Annotated in this window: 23 protein-coding genes and 2 pseudogenes; 5 read left to right on the plus strand and 20 right to left on the minus strand. The window is 71.9% G+C overall.

The features are described from left to right. Window positions 1-15: 15 nt before the first annotated feature. The 14 genes from JKJ07_RS26675 to clsA all read right to left on the minus strand — a co-directional run bounded on the left by JKJ07_RS26675 (window position 16) and on the right by clsA (window position 10,462). Window positions 16-2,265, minus strand: coding sequence for an FxsB family cyclophane-forming radical SAM/SPASM peptide maturase (locus JKJ07_RS26675; protein ID WP_202994502.1), 2,250 nt, complete (start codon window positions 2,263-2,265; stop codon window positions 16-18). Between the two features lie 261 nt (window positions 2,266-2,526). After that, on the minus strand, window positions 2,527-2,736 hold the full coding sequence (locus JKJ07_RS26680; protein ID WP_202994503.1) for a hypothetical protein: 210 nt from the start codon (window positions 2,734-2,736) through the stop codon (window positions 2,527-2,529). A 43-nt stretch (window positions 2,737-2,779) separates the two neighbouring features. Beyond that, window positions 2,780-3,553 (minus strand): transglutaminase-like domain-containing protein, encoded by a 774-nt coding sequence (locus tag JKJ07_RS26685; protein ID WP_202994504.1) that lies wholly within the window; start codon window positions 3,551-3,553, stop codon window positions 2,780-2,782. Window positions 3,554-3,646: 93 nt separating this feature from the next. Then, window positions 3,647-3,799 carry a hypothetical protein gene (locus tag JKJ07_RS26690; protein ID WP_202994505.1) on the minus strand — a complete coding sequence of 51 codons (153 nt, stop codon included), beginning with the start codon at window positions 3,797-3,799 and terminating at the stop codon, window positions 3,647-3,649. Window positions 3,800-3,822: 23 nt separating this feature from the next. After that, window positions 3,823-4,443 (minus strand): class I SAM-dependent methyltransferase, encoded by a 621-nt coding sequence (locus JKJ07_RS26695; RefSeq protein WP_202994506.1) that lies wholly within the window; start codon window positions 4,441-4,443, stop codon window positions 3,823-3,825. A gap of 62 nt (window positions 4,444-4,505) precedes the next feature. After that, window positions 4,506-5,060 carry a MerR family transcriptional regulator gene (locus JKJ07_RS26700; protein WP_202994507.1) on the minus strand — a complete coding sequence of 185 codons (555 nt, stop codon included), beginning with the start codon at window positions 5,058-5,060 and terminating at the stop codon, window positions 4,506-4,508. 149 nt (window positions 5,061-5,209) lie between these two features. After that, window positions 5,210-5,677 carry a bifunctional nuclease family protein gene (locus tag JKJ07_RS26705; RefSeq protein WP_202994508.1) on the minus strand — a complete coding sequence of 156 codons (468 nt, stop codon included), beginning with the start codon at window positions 5,675-5,677 and terminating at the stop codon, window positions 5,210-5,212. 120 nt (window positions 5,678-5,797) lie between these two features. Beyond that, entirely contained in the window at window positions 5,798-6,472 is a 675-nt protein-coding gene (gene ftsR / locus JKJ07_RS26710) for a transcriptional regulator FtsR (RefSeq protein ID WP_202994509.1), read from the minus strand. A gap of 74 nt (window positions 6,473-6,546) precedes the next feature. Then, window positions 6,547-6,993, minus strand: coding sequence for an oxoglutarate dehydrogenase inhibitor Odhl (odhI, locus tag JKJ07_RS26715; RefSeq protein WP_202994510.1), 447 nt, complete (start codon window positions 6,991-6,993; stop codon window positions 6,547-6,549). A gap of 165 nt (window positions 6,994-7,158) precedes the next feature. Beyond that, window positions 7,159-7,539, minus strand: coding sequence for a glycine cleavage system protein GcvH (gene gcvH / locus JKJ07_RS26720; RefSeq protein ID WP_202994511.1), 381 nt, complete (start codon window positions 7,537-7,539; stop codon window positions 7,159-7,161). Between the two features lie 37 nt (window positions 7,540-7,576). Beyond that, entirely contained in the window at window positions 7,577-8,593 is a 1,017-nt protein-coding gene (locus tag JKJ07_RS26725) for a DUF881 domain-containing protein (RefSeq protein ID WP_202994512.1), read from the minus strand. Between the two features lie 11 nt (window positions 8,594-8,604). Then, window positions 8,605-8,937 (minus strand): small basic family protein, encoded by a 333-nt coding sequence (locus tag JKJ07_RS26730; protein WP_202994513.1) that lies wholly within the window; start codon window positions 8,935-8,937, stop codon window positions 8,605-8,607. Further along, on the minus strand, window positions 8,934-9,860 hold the full coding sequence (locus JKJ07_RS26735) for a DUF881 domain-containing protein (protein WP_202994514.1): 927 nt from the start codon (window positions 9,858-9,860) through the stop codon (window positions 8,934-8,936). Before JKJ07_RS26735 ends, JKJ07_RS26730 begins: the two co-directional genes overlap by 4 nt. Beyond that, window positions 9,860-10,462, minus strand: coding sequence for a cardiolipin synthase ClsA (gene clsA / locus JKJ07_RS26740; RefSeq protein ID WP_202994515.1), 603 nt, complete (start codon window positions 10,460-10,462; stop codon window positions 9,860-9,862). Before clsA ends, JKJ07_RS26735 begins: the two co-directional genes overlap by 1 nt. A 269-nt stretch (window positions 10,463-10,731) precedes the next feature. On the opposite strand from clsA, the gene JKJ07_RS26745 reads away from it, so the two are divergent. Then, window positions 10,732-11,649: an SDR family oxidoreductase gene (locus JKJ07_RS26745; protein WP_202994516.1), complete on the plus strand. Its 918-nt coding sequence runs from the start codon at window positions 10,732-10,734 to the stop codon at window positions 11,647-11,649. Here the strand turns inward: JKJ07_RS26745 and JKJ07_RS26750 are convergent. Both JKJ07_RS26750 and JKJ07_RS26755 read right to left on the minus strand, forming a co-directional pair. Beyond that, window positions 11,640-12,602: a helix-turn-helix transcriptional regulator gene (locus JKJ07_RS26750; RefSeq protein ID WP_202994517.1), complete on the minus strand. Its 963-nt coding sequence runs from the start codon at window positions 12,600-12,602 to the stop codon at window positions 11,640-11,642. The two genes, JKJ07_RS26745 and JKJ07_RS26750, sit on opposite strands and share 10 nt — an antisense overlap. A gap of 71 nt (window positions 12,603-12,673) precedes the next feature. Further along, window positions 12,674-13,246, minus strand: a complete 573-nt coding sequence (locus tag JKJ07_RS26755) for a TetR/AcrR family transcriptional regulator (protein ID WP_307834420.1) — start codon at window positions 13,244-13,246, stop codon at window positions 12,674-12,676. Between the two features lie 54 nt (window positions 13,247-13,300). Here JKJ07_RS26755 and JKJ07_RS26760 point away from each other — a divergent pair, with 54 nt between their 5' ends. Then, window positions 13,301-13,744 (plus strand): SRPBCC family protein, encoded by a 444-nt coding sequence (locus JKJ07_RS26760; protein ID WP_202994518.1) that lies wholly within the window; start codon window positions 13,301-13,303, stop codon window positions 13,742-13,744. Between the two features lie 106 nt (window positions 13,745-13,850). Here the strand turns inward: JKJ07_RS26760 and JKJ07_RS52270 are convergent. The 3 genes and pseudogenes from JKJ07_RS52270 to JKJ07_RS26775 all read right to left on the minus strand — a co-directional run. After that, a pseudogene (locus tag JKJ07_RS52270) lies at window positions 13,851-13,985 on the minus strand (IS3 family transposase); the annotation flags it as partial. Window positions 13,986-14,394: 409 nt separating this feature from the next. Then, window positions 14,395-16,347 carry a vWA domain-containing protein gene (locus tag JKJ07_RS26770; protein WP_202994519.1) on the minus strand — a complete coding sequence of 651 codons (1,953 nt, stop codon included), beginning with the start codon at window positions 16,345-16,347 and terminating at the stop codon, window positions 14,395-14,397. 1 nt (window position 16,348) lies between these two features. After that, window positions 16,349-17,767 (minus strand): sigma 54-interacting transcriptional regulator, encoded by a 1,419-nt coding sequence (locus JKJ07_RS26775; RefSeq protein ID WP_202994520.1) that lies wholly within the window; start codon window positions 17,765-17,767, stop codon window positions 16,349-16,351. Between the two features lie 102 nt (window positions 17,768-17,869). Here JKJ07_RS26775 and JKJ07_RS26780 point away from each other — a divergent pair. The 3 genes and pseudogenes from JKJ07_RS26780 to JKJ07_RS26790 all read left to right on the plus strand — a co-directional run bounded on the left by JKJ07_RS26780 (window position 17,870) and on the right by JKJ07_RS26790 (window position 22,158). After that, window positions 17,870-18,690: pseudogene (locus JKJ07_RS26780) on the plus strand (PhzF family phenazine biosynthesis protein). Between the two features lie 12 nt (window positions 18,691-18,702). Continuing rightward, window positions 18,703-20,337, plus strand: coding sequence for a ribosomal protection-like ABC-F family protein (gene abc-f / locus JKJ07_RS26785; protein WP_202994521.1), 1,635 nt, complete (start codon window positions 18,703-18,705; stop codon window positions 20,335-20,337). Window positions 20,338-20,709: 372 nt separating this feature from the next. Further along, window positions 20,710-22,158 carry an RNA-guided endonuclease InsQ/TnpB family protein gene (locus JKJ07_RS26790; RefSeq protein ID WP_202994522.1) on the plus strand — a complete coding sequence of 483 codons (1,449 nt, stop codon included), beginning with the start codon at window positions 20,710-20,712 and terminating at the stop codon, window positions 22,156-22,158. Here JKJ07_RS26790 and JKJ07_RS26795 read toward each other — a convergent pair. After that, window positions 22,155-22,994 (minus strand): hypothetical protein, encoded by an 840-nt coding sequence (locus tag JKJ07_RS26795; protein WP_202994523.1) that lies wholly within the window; start codon window positions 22,992-22,994, stop codon window positions 22,155-22,157. The two genes, JKJ07_RS26790 and JKJ07_RS26795, sit on opposite strands and share 4 nt — an antisense overlap. Between the last annotated feature and the right edge of the window lie 4 nt (window positions 22,995-22,998).

Raw genomic sequence — 22,998 nt, forward strand, 5'->3', positions numbered from 1 at the left:
GCAGGACGGTCGCGGCTAGGCGGCCCAGCCGCCCACGGTGTCGGCCATCCGGCGGACGAACCGCGCCCCGGCCGGGGTCAGCCGGTCGCCCGTACGCAGGGCGTCGATCGCCTCGGCCGTCCAGTCGCGATACATCCGGAACAGCTTGCGGCTCTGCTCGTCGCCGGTGCGCTCGGCGCGGCGCCGCCACACGTCGGCCACGGCCAGATGCGCGTACGCCCCCTGCAGGGCCGCCTCGACCGGGCGCGGGTCGGGTCGCCAGCCGACCCGCAGCCGATCGCCCACGGCGTCGTCGGGCACCAGGTCGATCAGGTCGAGCACCGCGCCCAGCTTGGTGTGCTGGAACTCGTGCACGAGCAGCACGGCCAGCTCCTCGGCGTCGGTGGGGGCGATGCCGAGCGCCCCGAACGCGTGCCGGGAGGTGGCGCTGCGCCGGGTGCCGTCGGTCGCCGGGGTCAGCGGCACGATCGCCCGCAGGCCCGCGCGCAGCCCGTCGAGCTGGTCGGGCGCGTCGCGGCCGAGCACCTCCCACGCCCCGGCCAGCGCGGCCGACCAGCCCCCGGCCGCCGCCGCGTCGAGGTGACCGGTGGCGGCATGCTCCAGCCGGTCGCGATAGGGGTCGGCGTCCTCGAGCAGGATCCGGACGCCGTCGACGGTGACCCAGCGCGCGGCGTGCCACCCGCGGGCCTCACCGCCGTCCACGATCGTGGCCCGGCCGCCCGGCCAGCGCAGCGTGAACGAGCCGGGCGCGGCGAGCACGGTCACCTCGGCCGCGGGGGCGGCGAAGAACCCGACCGTGGGCAGGTGGATCCGCCCGCCGTGGGCCCGTACCGGCACCTCCACGCCCAGCCCGGCCCGCACGGCGACGGCGGCGGCGATCGCGGCCGCCCAGTCGGGGTCGCAGTCGCGGCCGCCGTCGAGGCAGCTGACCGCCCACGAGCGGACGAACGGGTGGCGCAGCACCTCGTCGAAGACCGCGGGCGCCTGCCGTTCCAGCTCGGCCAGCAGCCGGCTGCCGGCCGCGGTCTCGCCCGCCACCTCGGAGACCAGGGCCCGGTTGACCGCCAGCTCGGCCTCGGCCAGCAGGGCGATCGCCGCGGCGTCGCCGTAGCCGTAGCCGAGGCCGTCGAAGGCGTCCGCCGGGATCGCGCCGAGGTCGCCCGCGACCGGACCGGGATGCTCGTTGATCGTGATGATGAGCTCCTTCAGGTCGTCGCAGTACACGGAGGGGTTGTCGAAACCGGACGCCCGCGCCCACCGGTGCGCCGTGAGCCCGCCGCCGCACTGCCGGACGAGCGCGCAGGAGCGGCAGGTGGCCGAGAGCGCGGCCAGCCCGCCCCGGCGGCGGCGCATCGCGGGCAGCCCGGCGACGTCGTCGGCCGAGGCGTCGAAGACGGTCAGCCCGGTCGCACCGCCGCCCGGCCCGGTCGTCTTCATCGAGTCGGGCTCCTCCCACGCCCCGTCGGTCTCGATCACCACCACGTCGCCGGCGTCGACGCCCACGGCCTCGGTCTGCGTGGGGCCACCGAGGCCGAGCGAGCGGATCGAGTCGAAGAGCCGTACGGGCACCGGACGGTCGTCGGCCGCCCAGCGGTCGTGGAAGGCGGTCAGCCACTCCCCGAGCGGCTCGGGCGGCGGGGTGTCCCAGGTGGCGTGGGGCAGCAGCAGGTCGATCCGCGGCGGCTGCTCGGCCAGCAGGGCCTCGTAGACGGCGATCGGGTCGTTGGCCGCGTCGACCGTGCACAGCAGCCCGGCGTAGAGCGGCCGGTAGCGGGGTTCGCGCAGCCGGCGCAGGGCGGCCCGCACGCGGTCGTGGCTGGACGCGCCGTTGCGGTAGCGCCGGTGCCGGTCGTTCTCGGCCCGGCCGCCGTCGAGCGAGACGCCGATCTTGACCCCGAACTCGAGCAGCAGCTCGCACGTGGCCGCGTCGAGCCGTACGGCGTTGGTCTGCATCCGCAGGTCGAGCTCGCAGACGCGGGTGATGGTGCCGCGCAGCTCGGTCAGCAGCGCGCGCAGCCGCCGGGGCCCGAGCAGCAGGGGCTCACCGCCGTGCAGCACCACCCCGACGGAGGCCAGGCCGTGCCGCGCGGCGTGCTGGGCGATGCGGCCCGCCGCCGCCCGCGCGGTCTCCGGCTCCATCGCGAGGGGCCGGCCGCGCCACGACTGGTCGGCGTGCTCGTAGATGTAGCAGTGGTCGCAGGCGAGGTCGCAGCGGCTGTGGACCTTCAGCACGAAGTGGCGCAGCGGGCGCCACGGGGTCTCCACCCCCGGTCAGAGGCCAGAGCTGAAGGGGGTGACGTCGGATCGGTCCCGCGTCCGAACGTGGCGGACGATGCGACGCACGATCGTCGCGGACGCCGTCCGTTCGATCCGGTCGATGGGGCTCCGGCGAGCCTCGTCGAGCGGGCGCGGAGCGGGTGATTTCGCGGTAGGCAACGGCACGACAATTCCCCCAGATCCCGGTCAAGGCATCTGGAAGCATAGACAACACTTGAGGTCATGTCACGGGCACGCTCGGTGCGCGACCTAGTGGCGATTCGGCCCGATCACCCGGAACACGGTGGTCTGCTCCAGCACCCGCGGCTCCTCGACGTCGCCGTCGCAGAGCAGCGCAACGGGCTGACGGGGCAGGCCGGAAACCTTGTCCGGCAGCCAGCCGACGACCAGCCAGACCTTGTCGGCGCCGGCGGTGGCGCCCGGCTCGCGCAGATAGAGCGGAAAGTGCTGCGGGATCACAGCTACCGACGCTACGCGGTGACCGGGCGCCCCCGCCGGGCTTTCACGCACTGGCCAGCGGCTCCCTCCGGCCGCGGCGGACGTTGAACACCTCGCCGGGCACCTTGACCGCCTCGTCACCGGCGGCGATGCGGTCGATCAGGTCGCGGTCGACGGGGTCGCCGGGGCCGGGCATGGGATCCCACGAGTCCCACGGGAGGGCCTCGACGTCGGCCCGGTCGCGGATCACGTTGCCGGCGATGAACCACTCCCCCGCCATGTTCGCCGGCGGGTGGCCGAACAGCTCCGGGTCGGCCTTGCCGTCGCGCACGAGCCGCCACGCGTCGGGGCCGGGCAGGAACTGGTCGCGTGGCACGTCGAGCGGGTCGAAGCCGAGCTTGAGCGCCTCGGCCTGCAGGGCGTCGAGCTGCGCGTCGACCAGCCTGCCGCCGACCTCGACGACCCAGTGATCGTCGTAGCGCCCGGGGGTGAAGTAGGCGCCGAACCCGGCCCGCGACCGCGCGTCGAATCCGTGCGCGCGCAGCATGGCCACGGTCAGGACGGTGAAGCTGCGGCACATGGTCGGCACCCGGTCGCCCGGCTCGCGCGCCTCGCTCAGTGGACGGTCCCCCGCCGCGTCCAGGAGCTCCTCGGCCCGCCGCAGGTGCACTGTCGCGGGGTCGTCCAGTTCCACCCCGTACGAGGCCGCCCAGCCCTCGTGGAGGAGCAGGCCCTGCACCGTCCGCACGATGGTGGCGAGGTCGGCCGGGAGGTCCTTCACGGCGGCCGTGTGCCGCCCCAGATCGGTCATCATGACGTCCAGGGTGGACGCTGACACCGTGTGAGAGTCAACCCGCGCGGCGGATGCTCCAGGAAAATTGACCCTCACGGACCGTCGTCCCGGACCGGTCGGTGATCGTCGCCGTCGTGGTCAGCCGCAGCTTGGCCACCTGCCCCGCGTACAGGCCGCTGAGCCGACGGCGACCACCCCGACGCCGTCCGCGGCCCGCACCATCTCGAGACCGGCGGTGCGGTCGGCCGGGATCGGGTCGAGCAGCCGGCGGGCCAGCGCCGTGACGTCCATCCCCGCAGTCTTCCCGGTACGGGTTACCGGCCGGTGACGCCCCGGCGTAGCTTCACCGTGTTGTCGGTGCGGTGATGCGCGACGCCGTCGATGACGTGCTCACGCGGGTGCTCCTCGGCCAGCAGCACCTCCCACTCGGCGCCCAGCTCGAGGCTCTTGACGACCTCGTCCGGGCCGGGCAGCGGCGGCATGTCGTCGTGCTCGGGGCGGTGCACCGGCCCGGTGTCCATGTGCCCCTCGATCAGCAGCACTCCCCCGGGTGCCACGGCGGCCGCCGCCCGGCGCAGGATCCCCACCCGGTCGAACTCGCCCCAGTGGTGCAGGAACTGCGCGCTGACCAGGTCGTACTCGCCGCCGGGGAACTCGGCCGTGAGGTTGCGCCGCTGGAAGTCGATCGTGCTCACGCCCCGGTCGGCGGCGTGCTGCCGGGCCCGCTCGACGGCCACCCCGGAGATGTCGACCGCGGTCACCTGCCAGCCCCGCTCGGCCAGCCAGATCGCGTCGCCGCCCTCGCCGCACCCGAGATCGAGGGCCCGGCCGGCGGGCAGGTCGCTCACCTCGCGCACCAGCACCACGTTCGGCTTGCCGCTCCAGATCCGGTCGCTCTCGGAGTATCGGGCGTCCCACGCTTGTTCGTCGCTCATGCGCCCAGCCTGCGGCAGCGCCCGCCGGGACGCCTACAAACCTTGCCGAATCAGCAAACCCGTCAGCCGGCCCGCTTGCGGGCCCGCCGGGCCGCCAGCTCGTCGCCCGCGGACGGCTCGGGGTCGGACCCGACCGGGACCGGGCCGCCGGCCGGCTCGGCCGGCAGGTTGGTCAGCGAGCCCTGGATCTCCTTGAAGGCGCCGCCGATGGCGATGCCGAACACGCCCTGGCCGCCCTGCAGCAGGTCGACCACTTCCTCCGGCGAGCGGCACTCGTAGACCGTCGTGCCGTCGGAGATGAGGGTGATACCGGCCAGGTCCTCCACGCCCCGCGAGCGCAGCGTCTCGATCGCCCGGCGGATGTTCTGCAGCGACACCCCGGCGTCGAGCAGGCGCTTGACCACCTTGAGGACCACCAGGTCACGGAACGAGTAGAGCCGCTGGGTGCCCGAGCCGGACGCGTCACGGATGCTGGGCACGACCAGGGTCGTGCGCGCCCAGTAGTCGAGCTGGCGGTAGCTGATGCCGACCGCCTGGCACGCCGTCACCCCGCGATAACCGACCGAGCCGTCCTCGCCGACGAGAGGGCCCTCATGTTCAAGGGGCTGCTCGTGCACGCGACCACCTCCCCGCTGCGCGGTGCCGCCGCTTCACCTGGACTTCACGAGCGTATATCTCAGGGCCCGCGGAAACAGCTAGGTAACGCGACGACACGCCGCGACCGAGCGAGGCAGATGTCGATCTTTCCCCCGCCGCGGGGACGTCTTCAGCCCGCGAAATCCTCGGGGCGGACCTGATCGAGGAACTCGCGGAACTTCTCGACCTCGTCCTCCTGCTCGTCGGGGATGACGATGCCGGCCTCGGTCAGCACCTCGTCGGCGCACCGGATCGGCGCCCCCACCCGCAGGGCGAGCGCGATCGAGTCGCTCGGGCGGGCCGAGACCCGCACCCCCTCCTCGCCGATCAGCAGGTCGGCGTAGAAGACGTTGTCCTTCAGCTCGGTGATCTCGACCGCGGTCAGCGGCGCCTCGAGGGCGGCCAGGATGTCCCGCAGCAGATCGTGGGTCAGCGGACGGGCGGGCTTGACACCCTGCTGCTCGTACGCGATCGCGGTCGCCTCGACCGCACCGATCCAGATCGGCAGATACCGATCACCGTCAACTTCTCGCAGCAGGACGATCGGCTGGTTGCTCGGCAGCTCCACCCGAACCCCGACCACGCTCAGCTCGCGCACCGCCCGCCTCCGTGTCGTTTTCGCGCCGCCCGCAACGGCTGCCCCTATCCTGCACGGTACACGCACGCCGTCCGGATCCCACCGGTGCCGCATACCCCGGAAAGCCTAGGCGAATCCGGCTCAGCGCCCGAGTTCGCCGCGCAGTCCGGCCCGGACCAATGCAGCATGCAGACGCTGCGAGAGCGCCTGCAGATCCCGGGCCGTCTCGTTGGCCCGGGCCCGGGCGGCCGGGTCGCTCTGCCGCACCAGCGGCGCCAGGAGCTGCGTGAACAGGCCCACCTCACGGTCCGAGGCGGCCCGGAAACCCCGCAGATGGCGCAGTTCCAGCCCGTATTTCGTCAGCCCGACCACGGCCTCGACGATGACCACGGCATCGCCGTCGTACCACCCCGGGGGCCGCGCCGTGACCAGGCCCATGCGCTCCAGCTCGTCGAGCAGCTCCCCGGAGACGCCCGTGCGTTCCATCACATCCTCCCGGGGGACCCGGGTGTCGGACGGATCGGCGGGCGCCTTCTCGGCGCCCACGGCGACCAGGGCCGGCCGGCTCGGCGCCACCGGCTCCTCGGACTCCATGCGGTCGAGCTGCTCGCGGATCACCCGCAGGGGCAGATATTGGTCGCGCTGCGCGGTCAGGACGAACCTGAGCCGCGCCACGTCGTTCCACGAGTACTTCCGATACCCGGAGGCGGTGCGCTGGGGATCGACCAGCCCCTCCGCCTCCAGGAACCGCAACTTGGAGATGGTGGTGTCGGGGAACTCGGTGCGCAGATGGGCCAGCACCTCCCCGATGCTCATCAGCGCAGCCTCGCGCCCGCCCTGGGGACGCGAGGCCCCCGGGTCGCGCGCGGCCGCCCCCGACGCAGTCACTCCTAGCTGCCCTCACCCTCGGGCCGCGGGCCGGCGATGAACACCAGCCGGAACTTGCCGATCTGCACCTCGTCGCCGTTGCTGAGCGTGGCCGCCTCGACCCGCTCGCGGTTGACGTAGGTGCCGTTGAGCGAGCCCACGTCGCGCACCGTGAAGGTGCCGCCGTCGCGGTGGAACTCGGCGTGGCGGCGGGAGACCGTCACGTCGTCGAGGAAGATGTCACTGTCGGGGTGACGTCCACTGGTCGTCACGTCGTGGTCCAGCAGGAAGCGGGCGCCCGCGTTGGGACCCCGGCGCACCACCAGCAGCGCCATCCCGGGCGGGAGCGAGCCCGACATGCGGCTCGGCACCACGTCGGTGTCGGGACCCTCGAGCACCTCGTCGAGGGCGCCGAGGTTCAGCGTGGACGTGACGTCGAGTGGGGGGAACTCGTCGTCTGGGCGCGTCATCGGACCACCTCACGGATCAGTTGGTCGTGGCGTGCGGCCAAGGTCTCCCCCGCCGCGCCGTAAGGCTGGGACGCACGACTATCGGTTTCAAAGAGATAACAAGGTTGTGCCCCGCAACCCTAGTCAGGGCCAATATCGCGGGGCAACCGGACACACTGACCGGAGTCAGCTCTCCGTCAAAGCTTTGTATGCGTCCGCGTCGAGCAGTTGCGCGATCGAGCCGGAATCGGCCGGCGCGATCTCCACCAGCCAGCCCGCCGCATAGGGCTCGGCATTGATCAGCTCGGGCTCGTCGGTCAGCGAGGCGTTCTTCGACACGATCGTGCCCGCGATCGGCGCGTAGATCTCCGACACGCTCTTCGTCGACTCGATCTCGCCGAGCGAATCGCCCGCCGCCACCTCGGTGCCCTCGTCGGGCAGCTGCACGAACACGATGTCGCCCAGAGCATCCTGAGCGAAGTGGGTGATGCCCACCCGCACGGGCCCGCTGCCGTCGCCGGCCACCCACTCGTGTTCAGCCGTGTACCGCAGGTCCTCAGGAATCACGCGTTCTCTCCCGTTGTCACGATTCCCGGCGCCCCTTTCAGGAGGCCGGACGTGCGTATTGCATCGACTTGGCGTCACGGATCGCGGTCACTTCGACCAAGGTCCGTTGTTCCAACGTCACGCTACCGCCGTCACTGTTCACCGACGCCACCACCCCGCCCGGGATCTGCAGCGCCGTCTGCATGACCGAGGGCTGCCCGATCACGGTCAGCACATAGGGCCCGGACAGGCCCTGACCGTCGGCCATGATGCCCCCGCCCTCGGCGTCGACGAAATAGCTCGACGCCACGATCCGGACCGGCCGCCCGCCCGCGCCGGCGATCTGCATGACCTCGCCGCCGGCGCCGCGCAACTCCTGCACCGTGTTGAGGATCGCGCTCGCCTTGACCCCGTCGATCACGATCCGCAGCCCCGGGCCCCGCCCGGCCAGGGTGCCGGCCAGCAGCCCCAGCTCGTCGGAGCGCTTCTGCGCCTCGGCCAGCGCCGCCTGCCGCCCGGCCACACCCGAGGTGAGCTGGCGCTGACTGGTCTCCAGGGCGCTGATCTCGCTCTGCAGCCGGCTGTCGCGCGCCTCCAGGTCGCTCAGGATCCGGACGAGGTCCTCCTGCCGCGCGCTGGCCAGGCCCTCGTCGCTGTCGTTGCTCCTGAGCTGCACCACCAGCGTGAACCCGAACAACGCCAGCAACACCAGGATCAGCGCGCCCGCCGAGCTCGGGCGCTTGCGGAGAAACCCGGCCGCTTCCTTTTCCCGTACGGGCTCAGGCTGATCCTCGGTCTTGGCCGGCGTCCTGGGTTGCAGCACCCGCGTCGCCTCGCCCGGGTCGGGCTGTGCCGTTCGCTCCGGTGTCGCTGGATCGGGTGACGGCGCCGGCGGCAGCTCGCGCGGCACCGACAACGGCCGCGTCGGCCCGTCCAGCTCGACGGTCTTGGAGTCCATCGACGGAGGCGGCGACGGCGGCGACGACGGCCGCTCGACCGTCGGCTCGTCCTCGCTCGGCGGCGGTTTGCGGCCCGCCGTGGGCATGCCCGGCTCGGGCTCGTTCTGGTCGGTCATCACGTCCCCGATCAGGCCCGGAACAGGTGCCGGCGGATCGCCGCCACATTGCCGAAGATGCGCACGCCGAGGACGACCACGACGCCCGTGGAGAGCTGGGTGCCCACGCCGAGCTGGTCGCCGAGATAGACGATCAGCGCGGCCACCAGCACGTTCGAGATGAACGAGACGACGAACTGCTTGTCGTCGAAGATGCCGTCGAACCGGGCCCGCACCCCGCCGAACACCGCGTCCAGCGCCGCCACCACCGCGATCGGCAGGTAGGGCTGCAGGACCACCGGCACGGTGGGGTCGAACACGATGCCCAGCGCGACACCGGCGATCAGGGCGAGTACGGCGATCATCGGCCGCCTTCCGACGTGGAGCGGGACGGTTCGGCCGGGGAGGTGGCCGAGCCGGGGGAGGTCAGGGTGGAGGGCGCGGGCGGCGGCGTGGACGGCTGGGCCACCCGCAGCTTGAGCTCGGTCGCCGCGTCGAGCCGCACATCGTCGGCCGTCCGGGCGTCGAAGGACATGCCGTACTTGGCCGAGAGCTGCTCGAAGAACCGGCCCGCGTACCCGGACCGGAAGTCGCCGGCCAGGTCGTCGGGGCCGAGCGCGACCACCTCGTACGGGGTCGTGACCGGCCTGAGGTCGACCAGGATCGCCTCGCCGGCCTGGCGGATCGTCGACGTCGCGGTCAGCCGCTGCCCGTTGATCGCGATCGCCTCGGCCCCCAGCGACCACAACGCGTTCGTGGCCAGCTGCAGGTCGGAGTCCTTGACCCGGGCCACGGTGTTGCGCTCGCCGGTCACCGGGTCGATCGGCGTCGGGCCGTCGCCTACGGTGATCGTGGCACCCGACCCCCGTACGGCGGCCAGGCCGGTCGCCGCCTCGGTGTCGCGCAGCTTCTGCACCTCGTCGTCGCTGAGCTCGGCCTCGCGCAGCCCGGCCACCTCGTCGGCCAGCTTGTCGGCCCGGTCCTGCAGCTCGGTCGTGGTCTCGCGGCGGTTCTGGACCTGCTGGATCAGCTCGGCGCGCGCGGTCGTCCGGGCCGGCTCGTCCTTGACCGTCTGCTTGTACGCGATCACCAGCAGGAACCCGAGCACGACGAGGGTGACCACGAGCGCGCTGCCGGAGAGCTGTTTGCGCAGGCCCGTCGGCTCGCCGTCGCGCTGCTTGCGGGCGGCCGCGTCGGCGTACCCGGGGTCGAGGGGGTTGCGGAACAGCTCCGTCAGGAAGTCGGGCTGGAACGTCCGCTTCGGGGGCTGCTCCTCGGCGTCCGGCATCACGTGACCGTCCGGGCGGCCCGCAACAGCTGTGCGGTCTGCGCCAGATAGAGAACGCCGGCGGCCCAGTAGAGCCCGAGCGCCCACCACGCGAGGCCCCAGCCGATCGGGCCCGCCCACGAGTCGATCGCGGGCACGGCGGCGGCCAGCAGGATCACCGGGAACGCGGCCAGCAGCACGAACGTGCCGGTCTTGCCCACGTAGTGCACCGGCGGCGGACCGTACCCGTGGCGGCGCAGGATCAGCAGCGCGACGGCGAGCACGGCCTCGCGCAGCAGCAGGGCGCCGGTCAGCCAGTACGGCACGACGCCGCGCACGGTGAAGCCGATCAGCGTGGCCAGGATGTAGAGCCGGTCGGCGAACGGGTCGAGCAGCTCGCCGAGGCGGCTCACCGAGTTCATCCGGCGGGCCACATAGCCGTCGACCCAGTCGGTGGTGCCGCCGATCGCCAGCACGATCACCGCGGCCACGTCGTGATGCGGGCCGAGCAGCAGATAGAGGAAGAGCGGGACGCCGAGCAGGCGGATGAAGCTGATGACGTTCGGAATCGTCCAGATCCGGTTGGACGGGGCGGCAACGGACGGCGCAGGCTGCTGCGACATCGCGACTTCCTCTCCCCCTCCGGTGCCGGGCGGCAAAGCCCAGCATGACCCCGGCGCACACGCCGGCCCGGATAGACGCGTCCCCCGACGCCCGGGCCCCCCACCGGCCACTCGCCGAGCAACTATAACGAGCTTCAGAATCCGAGTCGCGGACCCGTCACGTGTCGCACACTCGGTACGCCATCCTAGGAACCTAGTTTTATGGCTCGGCAGGCGGGGCCGGGAAAGACGGACACGGGTTGTCGGGTTTTCGCGGCAGAGTCCTCGGCATGGCAGAACAACCATTGGCAGGCAGAGTCGCGCTCGTCGCCGGGGCCACCCGCGGTGCCGGGCGGCAGATCGCGGTGCAGCTGGGCGCGGCCGGCGCCACCGTCTACGCGACCGGCCGCAGCACCCGGGGCAAACGGTCGGAGATGGACCGGCCCGAGACGATCGAGGAGACGGCGGAGCTGGTCACCGCGGCCGGCGGCACGGGCATCGCGGTCGCCGTCGACCACCTCGTGCCCGATCAGGTCGCCGGCCTGGCGCGGCGGATCGACGACGAGCAGGGCCGGCTCGACGTGCTGGTCAACGACATCTGGGGCGGCGACCCCCTGGCGACGTGGGACAAGCCGGTGTGGGAGCAGTCGCTCGGCAACGGGTTCCGGCTGCTCCGCCTGGCCGTCGACACCCACATCACCACCGCGCACCACGCGATGCCGCTGCTGATCCGCAACCCGGGCGGCCTGGTCGTCGAGATGGGCGACGGCACCACGGCGTACAACGAGACCAACTACCGGCTGTCGGTCTTCTACGACCTGGCCAAGGTGTCGGTGAACCGGCTCGCGTTCTCCTGGGCGCAGGAGCTCGCCCCGCACGGCGCCACGGCGGTCGCGCTCACCCCCGGCTGGCTGCGCTCCGAGATGATGCTGGAGCACTTCGGCGTGACCGAGGACAACTGGCTCGACGGCACGAAAACGGATCCCCACTTCGCCATCTCGGAATCCCCCGCGTACGTGGGCCGGGCCGTGGCCGCCCTGGCCGCCGACCCCGACAAGGCCCGCTGGAACGGCAAGTCGACCTCGAGCGGCGACCTGGCCAAGGTCTACGGGTTCACCGACCTCGACGGCAGCCGCCCCGACGCCTGGCGCTACCTGGTCGAGGTGCAGGATCCCGGCAAACCCGCCGACGTCACCGGCTATCGGTAGAGGTCCGCCGTCTGCGCCACCGCTTCTCGCATCCTTCTCCTGAGGGCCGCAGGTTCGAGCACTTCCACGTGCGGGCCGAGCCGCAACATGTACGAGTAGGCGACGTCGAGCGACTCCACCCGCAGCCGGGTCCGGACCCATCCCTCCGGATCCGGCTGCCCCGCCCCGGCGATCGCTTCGTCCAGCGCCACAGTCTCGGCAACAAACCGCAGCGCCCGTACGCCCTCCGGACTGAGCCGGATCGTGACGACCTCCCGCAACATCTGCCGCACGAACTCGACCGCCCGTTCACCCCAGAACCCGGCAAGGTCAAACCCGGTTTCCCGTACGAACGTCAGCCCCGTCGCGGCCACCCCGGTGATCCGGTCGACGCGGTAGGTGCGCAGGTCCTCCCCCACCTTCCCGACCAGATACCAGACCCCGTTCTTGAGCACGAGCCCGTACGGCGAGACCGTCCGCGACACCTCGTCGTGCCGCTGGTAGGTGATCGTCAACTCCTGGTCGTGCCACACGGCCTGCGTCAACTCGGCCAGCACGGGCGGCGTCTCCGGATCCTGGAACCAGCCCGGCGCATCCAGGTGAAACCGCTGCCCCGCCCGTTCCGACGCCTCCTGCAGCCCCGGCGGCAGCGCGGCCAGGATCTTGAGCCGGGCCGTCTGCGCCGCCTCGGTCATCCCCATCTCGCGGGCCGGCCCCGGCAACCCGGCCAGGAACAGCGCCTCCGCCTCGGCCCGCGACAACCCGGTGAGCCGCGTCCGATACCCGTCGACCAGCCGATACCCGCCGACCCGGCCCTGCTCGGCGTAGACCGGCACGCCCGCCGCGGACAGGGCGACCACGTCCCGATAGACCGTCCGCTCGGACACCTCGAGCTCAGCGGCCAGCTCAGCAGCGGTCATCGTCCCCCGCGCCTGCAACAACAGAACGAGGTTGATCAGCCGGGCCGCCCGCACCTCCGCATTGTGCCCGGTTTCCAGAGCCCGTTCCTTTCTGGAGCCCGTTCCTTTCTAGAGCCCGTTCCTTTCTAGAGACCGTTCCGCAGCACCTCCGCCGCCCGCCGCACCTCCGCGCGCACCGTCGCCGGTTCGCCGGGATGGCGGCGCAGGCTCTCGTACTGCACCCGCCACAGCCCGAGCAGCGCGGCCGCCCTGATCTGCGGTTCCGGATCGGCCGGGTCGGCCCCGTCGCGGGCCGCCAGCGCCTCGGCCGCCACGGCGACGAACCGGTCCATCATGTCGTTGCGATAGGCCCGCAGCGACGGCGCCGCCGCCAGCCGCTCGCCGAAGCGCCGGTAGCCCTCCGGATCGCCGGCGAACCCGTCGAGCTCGGCGTCGAGCAGGCGCAGCGCGGCCTCGATCGGCGTGTCCCCGGCCGCCGCGAACGCTTCCCGCAGGGCCGTCGCCGTGCCCTCGAGCCGGTCGAGCAGCAGCGCCTCCTTGGTCGGGAAGTAGTTGAACACCGTCTTCTCCGACACCCCGCACGCCCGGGCCACCTCGGCCACCCGGACGCCGTCGAACCCGCGCTCCACGAACATGCGGGTCGCCGTGTCGGACAGCTGCTGCCGCATCTGCCGCTTCTTCTCCTCACGCAAGCTCACGGCCCAATCTTACTGCTACAGTATTTTTACAGTCACAGTAAATTGGGGAGAGTGATGAGCGAGTTCCGGATCACCCACGAGTACCCGCACCCGATCGAGCGCGTCTGGCGCGTGCTCACCGACCCCGAGCTGGTCCCCCGCTGGACCACAACCGGCCAGGGCGGCCGCCCCGAGGGTTTCGCGCCGGTCGTGGGCACGAAGTTCCGCTTCGTCGCCAAGCCGGTCGCGGGCTGGCGCGGCATCGTCGACTGCGAGGTCCTGGAGGTCGCCGCCCCGGCACTGCTGCGCTACTCGTGGATCGGCGACGAGGGGGCCGCGCCCAGCTTCGTCGCCTACCGCCTCCAGCCACTCCCCGCCGGCACCCGCCTCACCTGGGAACACACCGGCTTCACCGGCATCGGCGGCTTCTTCATGTGCCGCCTCCTACGCTCGGTCCGCGCCAAAATGCTGACCCAGGCGCTACCCACAGTCCTCGACGACCCCAAACTCCCAGCCTGATCGCCTGTTCCGGCTGCAACCGCTCCTGCTATGAACAAGCCGGCCGCCCACACCCACGCCCTGGGCTTGACCCGTTTCCGCGGACGTGGTCGATGTGCTGGGTTGTTCAAGCTGCGGTTTCGTAGGCGGCCGGGCTGAGGTAGCCGGGGCCGGAGTGTCGTCGTCGGGTGTTGCACCAGCCTTCGATGTACTCGAATATGGCCTGCCGGGCGGTGGTGCGGGTGGGCCAGGTCTGGCGATGGACGAGTTCAGTCCCGGGCCGCGTACGTGCCCGAGTTCTCCGGCATCATGATCAGCGTGATCCGGTCGCGATCCGTTTCCGGGCGTGCCGCGAAAACGGGGCAGGCCCAGACCACCTACGCGATGACCAAGCCGGACAGCCCGCCGCGACGCAACGGCCCGCGCTCAGGCCTCCGAAGCGCAACCCATCCTGCTATGGACAGACCACGCAGCTCGCCGCGATGCGACCGTCCACGCTCGGGGCTTTTGGGCGCAACCATTTACTCACGTCGCCCGGGTGGGCTGAGCGTTCTGGGCGCGCCAGCGCCCTGCTCAGCCCGCCCGGGTCCCCGCGGGAGCGACGGTCTGTCACCCACCACCCCGCTAGGACATCTGCTTCTAGATCTTGACCTTGATCCTCTGACTGTTGATCAGCGCCTCCCCCGACGCGCCCTCACGTAGTCGTCCACGACGTAGCTGCCCAACTCCCCGATGTCCGGGCTGAAGACGCGGCCGCCGTTGCGTTCGGCCACCTTGCCTACGAACCGTTGCAACCCCGGATCCTCGCCGAGCATGAAGAAGTTGAGCGTCGCCCCGAATCGGGTCAAATGATCAACCTCGTGGATGGTGGCGCGGATCGTTTCGGGGGTCGGGGGCCACCAGAACATCGCCTCGCCGTCCTCCAGGTGCGCTGTCGGCTCGCCGTCGGTGACGACCAGGACTACCGGCTCGGCGCCCGGATGCCGACGTAGATGCCGGCCGGCCAAATTGAGGGCGTGTTGCAGGTTGGTGCCCTTCTCCATCGACGGCTCGATCGCGGCGAGCTGGCCCTGCGAGAGGGTCGACGCGTACGGGCCGAAGCCGATGATCTGCAGCGAGTCCTGCGGGAACTGGGTCTCGACGAGGTGGGACAGCGCGAGCGCGGTCTGCTTCATCGGGCCCCAGCGGCCGTCGGCGAACATCGAATATGACAGGTCCACCAGCAGCGCGACGGCCGCGGAGGCCCGCCGTTCGGTCTCGGCGACCTCGAAGTCGTCGGGTTCGAGCCGGACGGGCAGGACGCCCACCCCGCCGGCCCCGGCCCGCCGCCGCACGGCGTTGCCGATCGTGCGGACGACGTCGAGCGGCTGCTCGTCGCCGAACTCCCAGCGCCGCGACGAGCCGATCAGGTCGCCCGCAGCCCCGGCGTCGCGCAGGTCGTGCTGGCCCTGCTTGCGGCCGGACAGGTCGTCGAAGACCTGAGCCAGCGCCGTACGCCCGAGCCGGCGCAGCGCCTTGGGCGAGAGCGTGAGGCCCTCGGCGTCGCGGGTCACCCAGCCCTGACGGGTCAGCTCGCGTTCGAGCTCGCGCAGCCGGCGGACGTCGTCGGCCGCGCCCCGGCCCAGCTGCCGTTCGACCATCTCGACGTCGACGTCGTCGAGGGTGGCCCCCGGGTGTTCCTGGCCGAGCTGGTCGAGCAGCTCGTCGAGGTCGCCGATCTCGCCCAGGGCCGAGGCCGCCTCGCCGTAGCCGAGGTCGTTCGGGCCCTTCATGCGCTCGCCCCGGCCCCAGTTGAGGTTGGGGCGCAGCGCGCGCAGGTTGTCGGTCATCCGGCCCAGCTGGCCCCGGAGCGGGCCGTCGCCGAGGGCCTGATCCATCAGCCGGGACAGCTCCTCCTGCTGCTGCGGGCTGAGCGAGCGCATGAGCCGCTCGGCCGCCGCGGCCCGCCGGGCCAGGGAGTCGATCAGCTCCTCGACGTTCTGCGGATTTTCCGGGAAGAACTGGCCGTGCTTGGCCATGAACTGCTGGAACGCGTCGTCGGTGTCCTCGCCGCGGGCGTGCTTCTCGAGCAGGTCGTTGAGGTCGGACACCATCTCGTTGACGCCGTCGAAGTCGCCCTGTTCGAGGGCCTGTTTCATGCCCGCGAACCGCTGCTCGACCACCTCGCGGCGCAGCCCGTCGAGGATCTGCTGATAGAGCTGCCGGGCCTCGTCGGACGCCCAGTTGTAGTCGGAGAGCTCCTCGACGGCCCGCGACGTGGAGCGGGGCAGGTTGTCGAGCACCGCCTCGGCGAAACGGGACTCGTCGTCGTCGCGGCTCCGCAGCTCGTCGCGCTCGGTGGCCACGGCCTGGTCGAGCAGCTGCTGGGCCCGGGTGACGGCGCCGTCGAGGTTGCCCCGGCGCAGCGCGTCCCGACGCATGCGGCGGGCCCGGTCGCGCAGCTCGTCGAGCCCGCGACCGGCCCGGGGACCCCGGCGGATCAGGTCGCGGAGCACGTCGCGCAGGTTGTCACCCTCCAGCACGCGCTCGCCGACCTCGTCGACGGCGGCGCGCACGTCGTACGGCGGGGCGAGCGGGTCGGGCCCGTCCCGCCACGCGCCGTACCTGAACCTGTTGCCGGCCATGTCAGCTCCCGTAGAGGGTGCGGCCGTCGTCGGTCAGTTCCTTGGCCAGCCGTCTGGTCAGATGCAGCCCCTCCAGCACGAACTCGATGCCGGAGGCGGCCTGCCCGGGGCTGGGCGCGTCGCCGAGGCCGAGCCGGTCGAGCACCTTGGCCAGGCCCGGCACGGTGCCGATCTGGCCGAGCAGCTCGTCCGCGCTGACCAGGTCGCCGGTCTCGATGATGGCGCCCTCGGCGACCAGCTCGGTGAAGCCGGACAGGTCGAGCCCGCCCAGCCGGTCGCGGAACGTCTCGGCGGTGGCGACCCGCAGCAGGTGGCTCAGCACCTCGGTCTCGCGGCCCTCCTCGCCGCTCTCGAACTCGACCTTGCCGCGCAGCGTCGAGGTGACCGAGACGGTGTCACCGATGCGGGCCACGGCCTCCCGCTCCTGCCGCAGGCCGCTGCGCCGCAGGGCGCTGGCCGCGACCGTCTCGGCGGCGGCGATGGCGAACCGGGCCGAGATGCCCGAGCGGGCGTCGACCGACGGCGACTCGCGGACCGCGCGCGTGTAGCGGGCCAGCACGTCGAGCAGATGCTCGGGCACGGCCGCGACCAGATCGGCCTCCTGCCGGATGAGCTCGGTCTCGAGGGCCAGGTCGACCGGGTAGTGCGTGCGGATCTCGGCGCCGAACCTGTCCTTGAGCGGCGTGATGATGCGGCCGCGGTTGGTGTAGTCCTCCGGGTTGGCCGACGCCACCAGCAGCAGGTCGAGCGGCAACCGGAGCTGATAGCCGCGGACCTGGATGTCGCGCTCCTCGAGCACGTTGAGCAGCGAGACCTGGATGCGCTCGGCCAGGTCGGGCAGCTCGTTGACGGCGAAGATGCCCCGATTGGTCCGCGGCACCAGGCCGAAGTGAATCGTGTCGGGGTCGCCCAGGGCACGCCCCTCGGCCACCTTGATCGGGTCGACGTCGCCGATCAGGTCGCCGACGCTGGTGTCGGGGGTGGCGAGCTTCTCGCCGTACCGCTCGGAGCGGTGCAGCCACCCGACGGGCAGCAGGTCACCTGTCTCGGCCACCAGCCGGCGGGACGCCGGGGTCAGCGGCTGATAGGGGTGTTCGTGCAGCTCGGAGCCCGAGATGACCGGCGTCCACTCGTCGAGCAGGTCGATCAGCCCGCGGATGAGCCGGGTCTTGCCCTGGCCGCGCTCGCCGAGCAGCACCATGTCGTGCCCGGCCAGCAGGGCCCGCTCGACCTCGGGCAGGACGGTGTCGTCGTAGCCCACGATGCCGGGGAAGCGCGGACCGCCGTCACGCAGGCGGGCCAGCAGATTGTCGCGCAGTTCCTGCTTCACGGTCTTGAACTCGTGCCCGGAGGCCCGCAGCTCGCCGAGGGTGCGCGGAAGGTCGGATGGGGGTGTGATCGCGGTTGGTGCGTCTGTCACCGGAAGAACGCTACTCCGCGGTTGTGACAACTGGGTGCCACCGGCCGCCGCCAGGCGAAACGGGGTGGCGTCCGGGGCCGGGCGCAGGGCAGGCTGGCCGGCATGGCGACCATCGAGCGATACGCGGCCTTCACCGGCGACCCCGCGGGCGGCAACCCGGCCGGGGTGGTGCGGGACGCGTTCGACCTGGACGACGCGGCCATGCAGAAGATCGCGGCCGACGTCGGCTACTCGGAGACCGCGTTCGTCACCGCCGACCAGGGTGACGGCAACTATCGGGTGCGTTACTTCAGCCCGCTGGCCGAGGTGCCGTTCTGCGGGCACGCCACGGTCGCCACGGCGGTTGCGCTCGGGCCGGGTCAGTATTCGTTCACGACCAACGCCGGTGAGGTGCCTGTCACCGTCGACGACAACGGGCGGGCAACCCTGACCAGCGTGCCGCCGACGATTCGGGAGCTGCCCACGCCGGCGCTCCAGGCGCTGCTCACGGCCTGCGCTGGGGCGCGGACGACCTCGACCCGGCCTTCGAGCCGCAGGTGGCGTACGCGGGGGCGCATCACCCCGTACTGGCCGCGCGGACCCGGCAGCGGCTGGCCGAACTCGACTACGACTTCGAGGCGCTCCAGGGGCTGATGCTGGCGCAGGACTGGACCACGATCCAGCTCGTCTTCCGGACGGGCGAGACGACCTTCGACGTCCGCAACCCGTTCCCGGTCGGCGGGGTGGTCGAGGATCCGGCGACCGGGGCCGCGGCGGCCGCGCTGGGCGGCTATCTGCGCGCGCTCGATCTGGTGCCCGAGGCCGTCACCCTCGAGCTGCGGCAGGGCGACGACCTGGGCCGGCCCAGCCGCCTGACCGTCGCCATGTGGGCGGGCGACCCGAAGGTGCGGGTCAGCGGGAACGCGGTCCGGCTCGACTCCTAAACTCACCAGACGATGAGTGCCACCCTGATTGCCCGTGATCTCGCCGCCGGGCACGGCGACCGCGTCCTGTTCTCGGGGCTCGACCTGGTGGTCGCGCCGGGCGACGTGATCGGCCTGGTCGGGGTCAACGGGGCCGGCAAGACGACCCTGCTGCGCACGCTGGCCGGGCTCGTGCCGGTCGAGAGCGGCACGGTCTCGCTCAGCCCGCCCACGGCGAACGTCGGCTATCTGCCGCAGGAGCGGGAGCGCCGTGAGGGCGAGACGGTGCGCGACTTCCTGGCCCGCCGCACGGGGGTGGGTCCGGCCCAGGCCGCGCTCGACGTCGCGACCGAGCGGCTGACCGAGGGGCTCAAGGGCGCCGACGACGAATACTCGGCGGCCCTGGAACGCTGGCTCGACCTGGGCGGGGCCGACCTTGACGAGCGGGCCGAGCAGGTGGCCGCCGAGCTGGGACTGGCCGTCGGGCTCGACCATCCGATGACCGCGCTCTCGGGCGGCCAGGCGGCCCGCGCGGGCATGGCGTCGCTGCTCTTGAGCCGCTACGACATCTTCCTGCTCGACGAGCCGACCAACGACCTCGACCTGGACGGCCTGCGCCGCCTCGAGGCATTCGTCGAGCGCATCAAGAAGGGCACCCTGCTGGTCAGCCACGACCGCGAGTTCCTCACCCGTACGGTCACCAAGGTCCTCGAACTGGATCTGGCGCAGCAGCAGGTCAACCTGTTCGGCGGCGGCTACGCGTCCTACCTCGAGGAGCGTGACCGGGCCCGGCGGCAGGCCCGGGAGGACTACGAGGAGTACGCGGACAAGAAGGACGACCTGCTCGAACGGGCCCGGATGCAGCGGGCCTGGATGGAGAAGGGCGTCAAGAACGCGCGGCGCAAGTCCCCCGACAACGACAAGATCGGCAAGGCGTACCGGGCCGAGTCGAGCGAGAAGCAGGCGGCCAAGGCCCGGCAGACCGAAAAGATGATCGAGCGGCTGGAGGTCGTCGAGGAGCCGCGCAAGGAGTGGGAGCTGCGGATGGAGATCGCCGCCGCACCCCGCTCGGGCTCGGTCGTGGCGACCCTGCGCGACGCGGTCGTGCGCCGCGGCGACTTCCGGCTCGGCCCGGTCACGCTGCAGATCGACTGGGCCGACCGGGTCGCGATCACGGGCGCCAACGGCTCCGGCAAGTCGACCCTGCTGGCGGCGCTGCTCCAGAGGCTCAAGCTCGACGAGGGGTCAGCTCATCTAGGGTCGGGCGTCGTGGTCGGCGAGATCGATCAGGCGCGCGGGCTCTTCCTGGGCGACAAGTCGCTGATGACGGCCTTCGGCGAGGCGGTGCCGGAGATGAGCGACGCCGACGTGCGCACGCTGCTGGCGAAGTTCGGCCTGCGCGCCGCGCACGTGCCCCGGCCGGCCGCGAGCCTGTCGCCGGGCGAGCGCACCCGGGCCGCCCTGGCGCTGTTGCAGGCCCGCGGCGTCAACCTGCTCGTGCTCGACGAGCCGACCAACCACCTCGACCTGGCCGCCATCGAGCAGCTCGAATCGGCCCTGACCTCGTACGCGGGAACGCTTCTCCTCGTCACCCACGACCGGCGGATGCTGGAGGCGGTCACCACCACCCGGCACCTCGAAGTGGCCGACGGCAAGGTCACCGGTTGATGTTTTGCGACAAATTGGCTACAAAATCGGGCGAGTGATTCGAGGATTTCGTCGGCGGTCTTGGCCGGTGAGTGTCTTGGCCGGTGAGAATCCGAACCAGCGTTCGACCTGGTTGATCCAGGACGAACTGGTTGGGTGAACGTCAGCGATGTCGAATGCGGCGGACAGGCTGGTGATGCCATTACGGTGGTAGTCACGGGTTCGCCGTTCGGGCATGCCCGGCATCATCGGTAGCACCGGCTGGGAACGCTCACGCCGGTGTTCGAGTTATGAGGCGAATTTTCCGGCGCGACACATTGGTGCGGTGACCACCGACGTTCGCCAGGTTCATGGGTGGTCGCGTGTTCAGTGGTCGTGTGACATGATGGTCGTATGCCTGGACGTCGTAACGTTGCCACCGGCCCGGTCGTGCACCGCACCGCTCGGATCGGCCTGCGACTGACGCGGGCTCAACGGCAACGTTGTTTCGGGTTGCTGCGGGCGGGCGGTGACGTGTGGGCGTGCGTGCTGGAGATCAACGCCTGGCACCGCAGGCGTGGTGACAAACCGGTCGCCGGTTTCCCGGAGTTGTGCGGGCTGCTGTCGGCGTCGGGGCCGGGCACGTTCGGCGAACTTGACAGCGCCGGGGCGCGGTCGGTGCTGCGCCGATATTCCGACGCCTGGTTTTCTGCGGCCGCCCGCCGCAGAGCCGGCCACCACGAGGTCCGCTACCCGCGACGCCGGCGGGCCCTGATGCCGATCCGCTGGTATCACGGCACGTTCACGGTGTGCCGGCGGCAGGTACGCCTCCCCGCCGCGCGGGGCTGCCCGCCGGTGCTGGTCCGCCTGGACCGCACCGTGCCCTACCCGCCCGGCACCGTACGGTCGGTCACCCTGCTGTTCGACGCCGGCCGGTTATGGCTGGATGTCACCGCCGAACTCCCGGTCGCCACCTATCCACCCGGCACCGGACCCGACCCCGGCCGGGTGGCCGGAGTAGACCTGGGAATCATCCATCCTTACGCGGCCGCCAACCCGGCCGACGGCACCGGCCTGCTCATCTCCGGACGAGCCATCCGGGCCGAACACCGCCTGCACCTGGCCGACACCAAAGCACGCCGCCGCGCGACCGCCCGTCGCGCCCCCAGCCCAGGCCAACGCGGGTCACGGCGGTGGCGCAAGATGCGGCGCCGGGCCCGGCTGGTCGAAGCCCGGCACCACCGCCGCACCCGCCAAGCCCTGCACGAAGCCACCACCACCCTGATCAGCTGGGCCGTCGAGCAGCGGATCGGCACCCTGACCGTCGGTGACCCCCGCGGGGTCCTGGACAAACCCGCCGGGCGGCGGCACAACCTGCGGCTACGGCAATGGCAGCTCGGCCGCACCCTGCACATCCTGCAGGACAAAGCTGCCCTGGCCGGGATCCGCGTCCATCTGGTCGACGAACGCGGCACGTCGTCGACCTGCCCCGCCTGCCACCAGAAGATCAGCAAACCCCGCGGCAGGACCATGACCTGCCCGCACTGTCGGTTCGCCGGGCATCGCGATCTCGCCGCGGCGTTCACCATCGCCACCCGCACCCAGGGCGGCGCCACCACCACCCCCGCAAACCCGTGTTCCGGGGTGGTCACGCACCGTCGAGCCGGACGGCACCTGCCCGGTGCCGGCCCGGCACGGCGTGACCCACGCCGCCGACCGCCTCGGCCGGCAGCATTAGGGTCCCTTGGCCGGCGGAGGCCCGCCCCACCCTTACCGGTGGGGAGTCGCTCGCTCACACCCGTGAACGAGGATCCACAACACCACCGGACCCAACCCGGTCAACGTTCGTGGACACCGCACTAGTCGAGCGGGATCGTCGCCCGCACGCCGCTCAGCCCGACGGCGGGCCACGTCACGACCAGGTCGAGCACCTCGCCGGGCGGGCGGAGCAGGGCGAACTCCGAGGAGGCGAAGAAGTCGCCCGCCTCACCCTGATACGGGTCGAGGTGCACCGCCTCGCGGTCGCGCAGCACGGCGATCGTGGCGCCCCACGGCCCGTGGGTGTCGACCGGCAACCGGATCCGGGCGTGGCTCTGCACCACCATCGACAGGACGCCGTCCACATCGGTGAGACGGCTGAGCACCACCACGCCGTCCTGGTCGCGGGCCAGCACCCGGGGCCGGGCACAGATCCGGCCGGTCTCCAGCGGCGGCTCGTCGAGGAAATCGGTGGCCGGCAGGTGGCGTACCCCCACGGGAACCGGGGCCATGAAGACCGGCGCCTCCCAGACCGACGCGCACCCCTGCTCGACCTCGTCGCGGGCGGGCAGCGGCAGCACGGTCGTGAACTCCGGGAAGCCGATCTCGGGCCAGGCCAGCACCAGCCGGAACTCGTCGTAGCAGGCGGGGAACCGGGTCCGGGTGCGCCACATCGCGCCGTCGGAGGAGACCGCGCCGTACTCCCAGCGGGCGCGGCCGGTGTCGTCGAGCCGGCCCACCCGCAGGTCGACCCCTTCGTCGTACGGGGGAAGGAAGTGTCTGGCCGCCCGCGGGCCGGGGACGCCGCGCCGGGCGATCAGCTCGACCTCCAGGCCGGACGGACGCGCGATGATCTGAACCACGCCGACGGTCAGCGCCGGGTCACGAACGAGCAGCCCAGCGCGGTGCGCCGGCACCCCCAGGAGCGCGTCTGGCAGCATGCGC

Source organism: Paractinoplanes lichenicola, from assembly GCF_016785085.1.
Classification (GTDB): domain Bacteria; phylum Actinomycetota; class Actinomycetes; order Mycobacteriales; family Micromonosporaceae; genus Actinoplanes; species Actinoplanes lichenicola.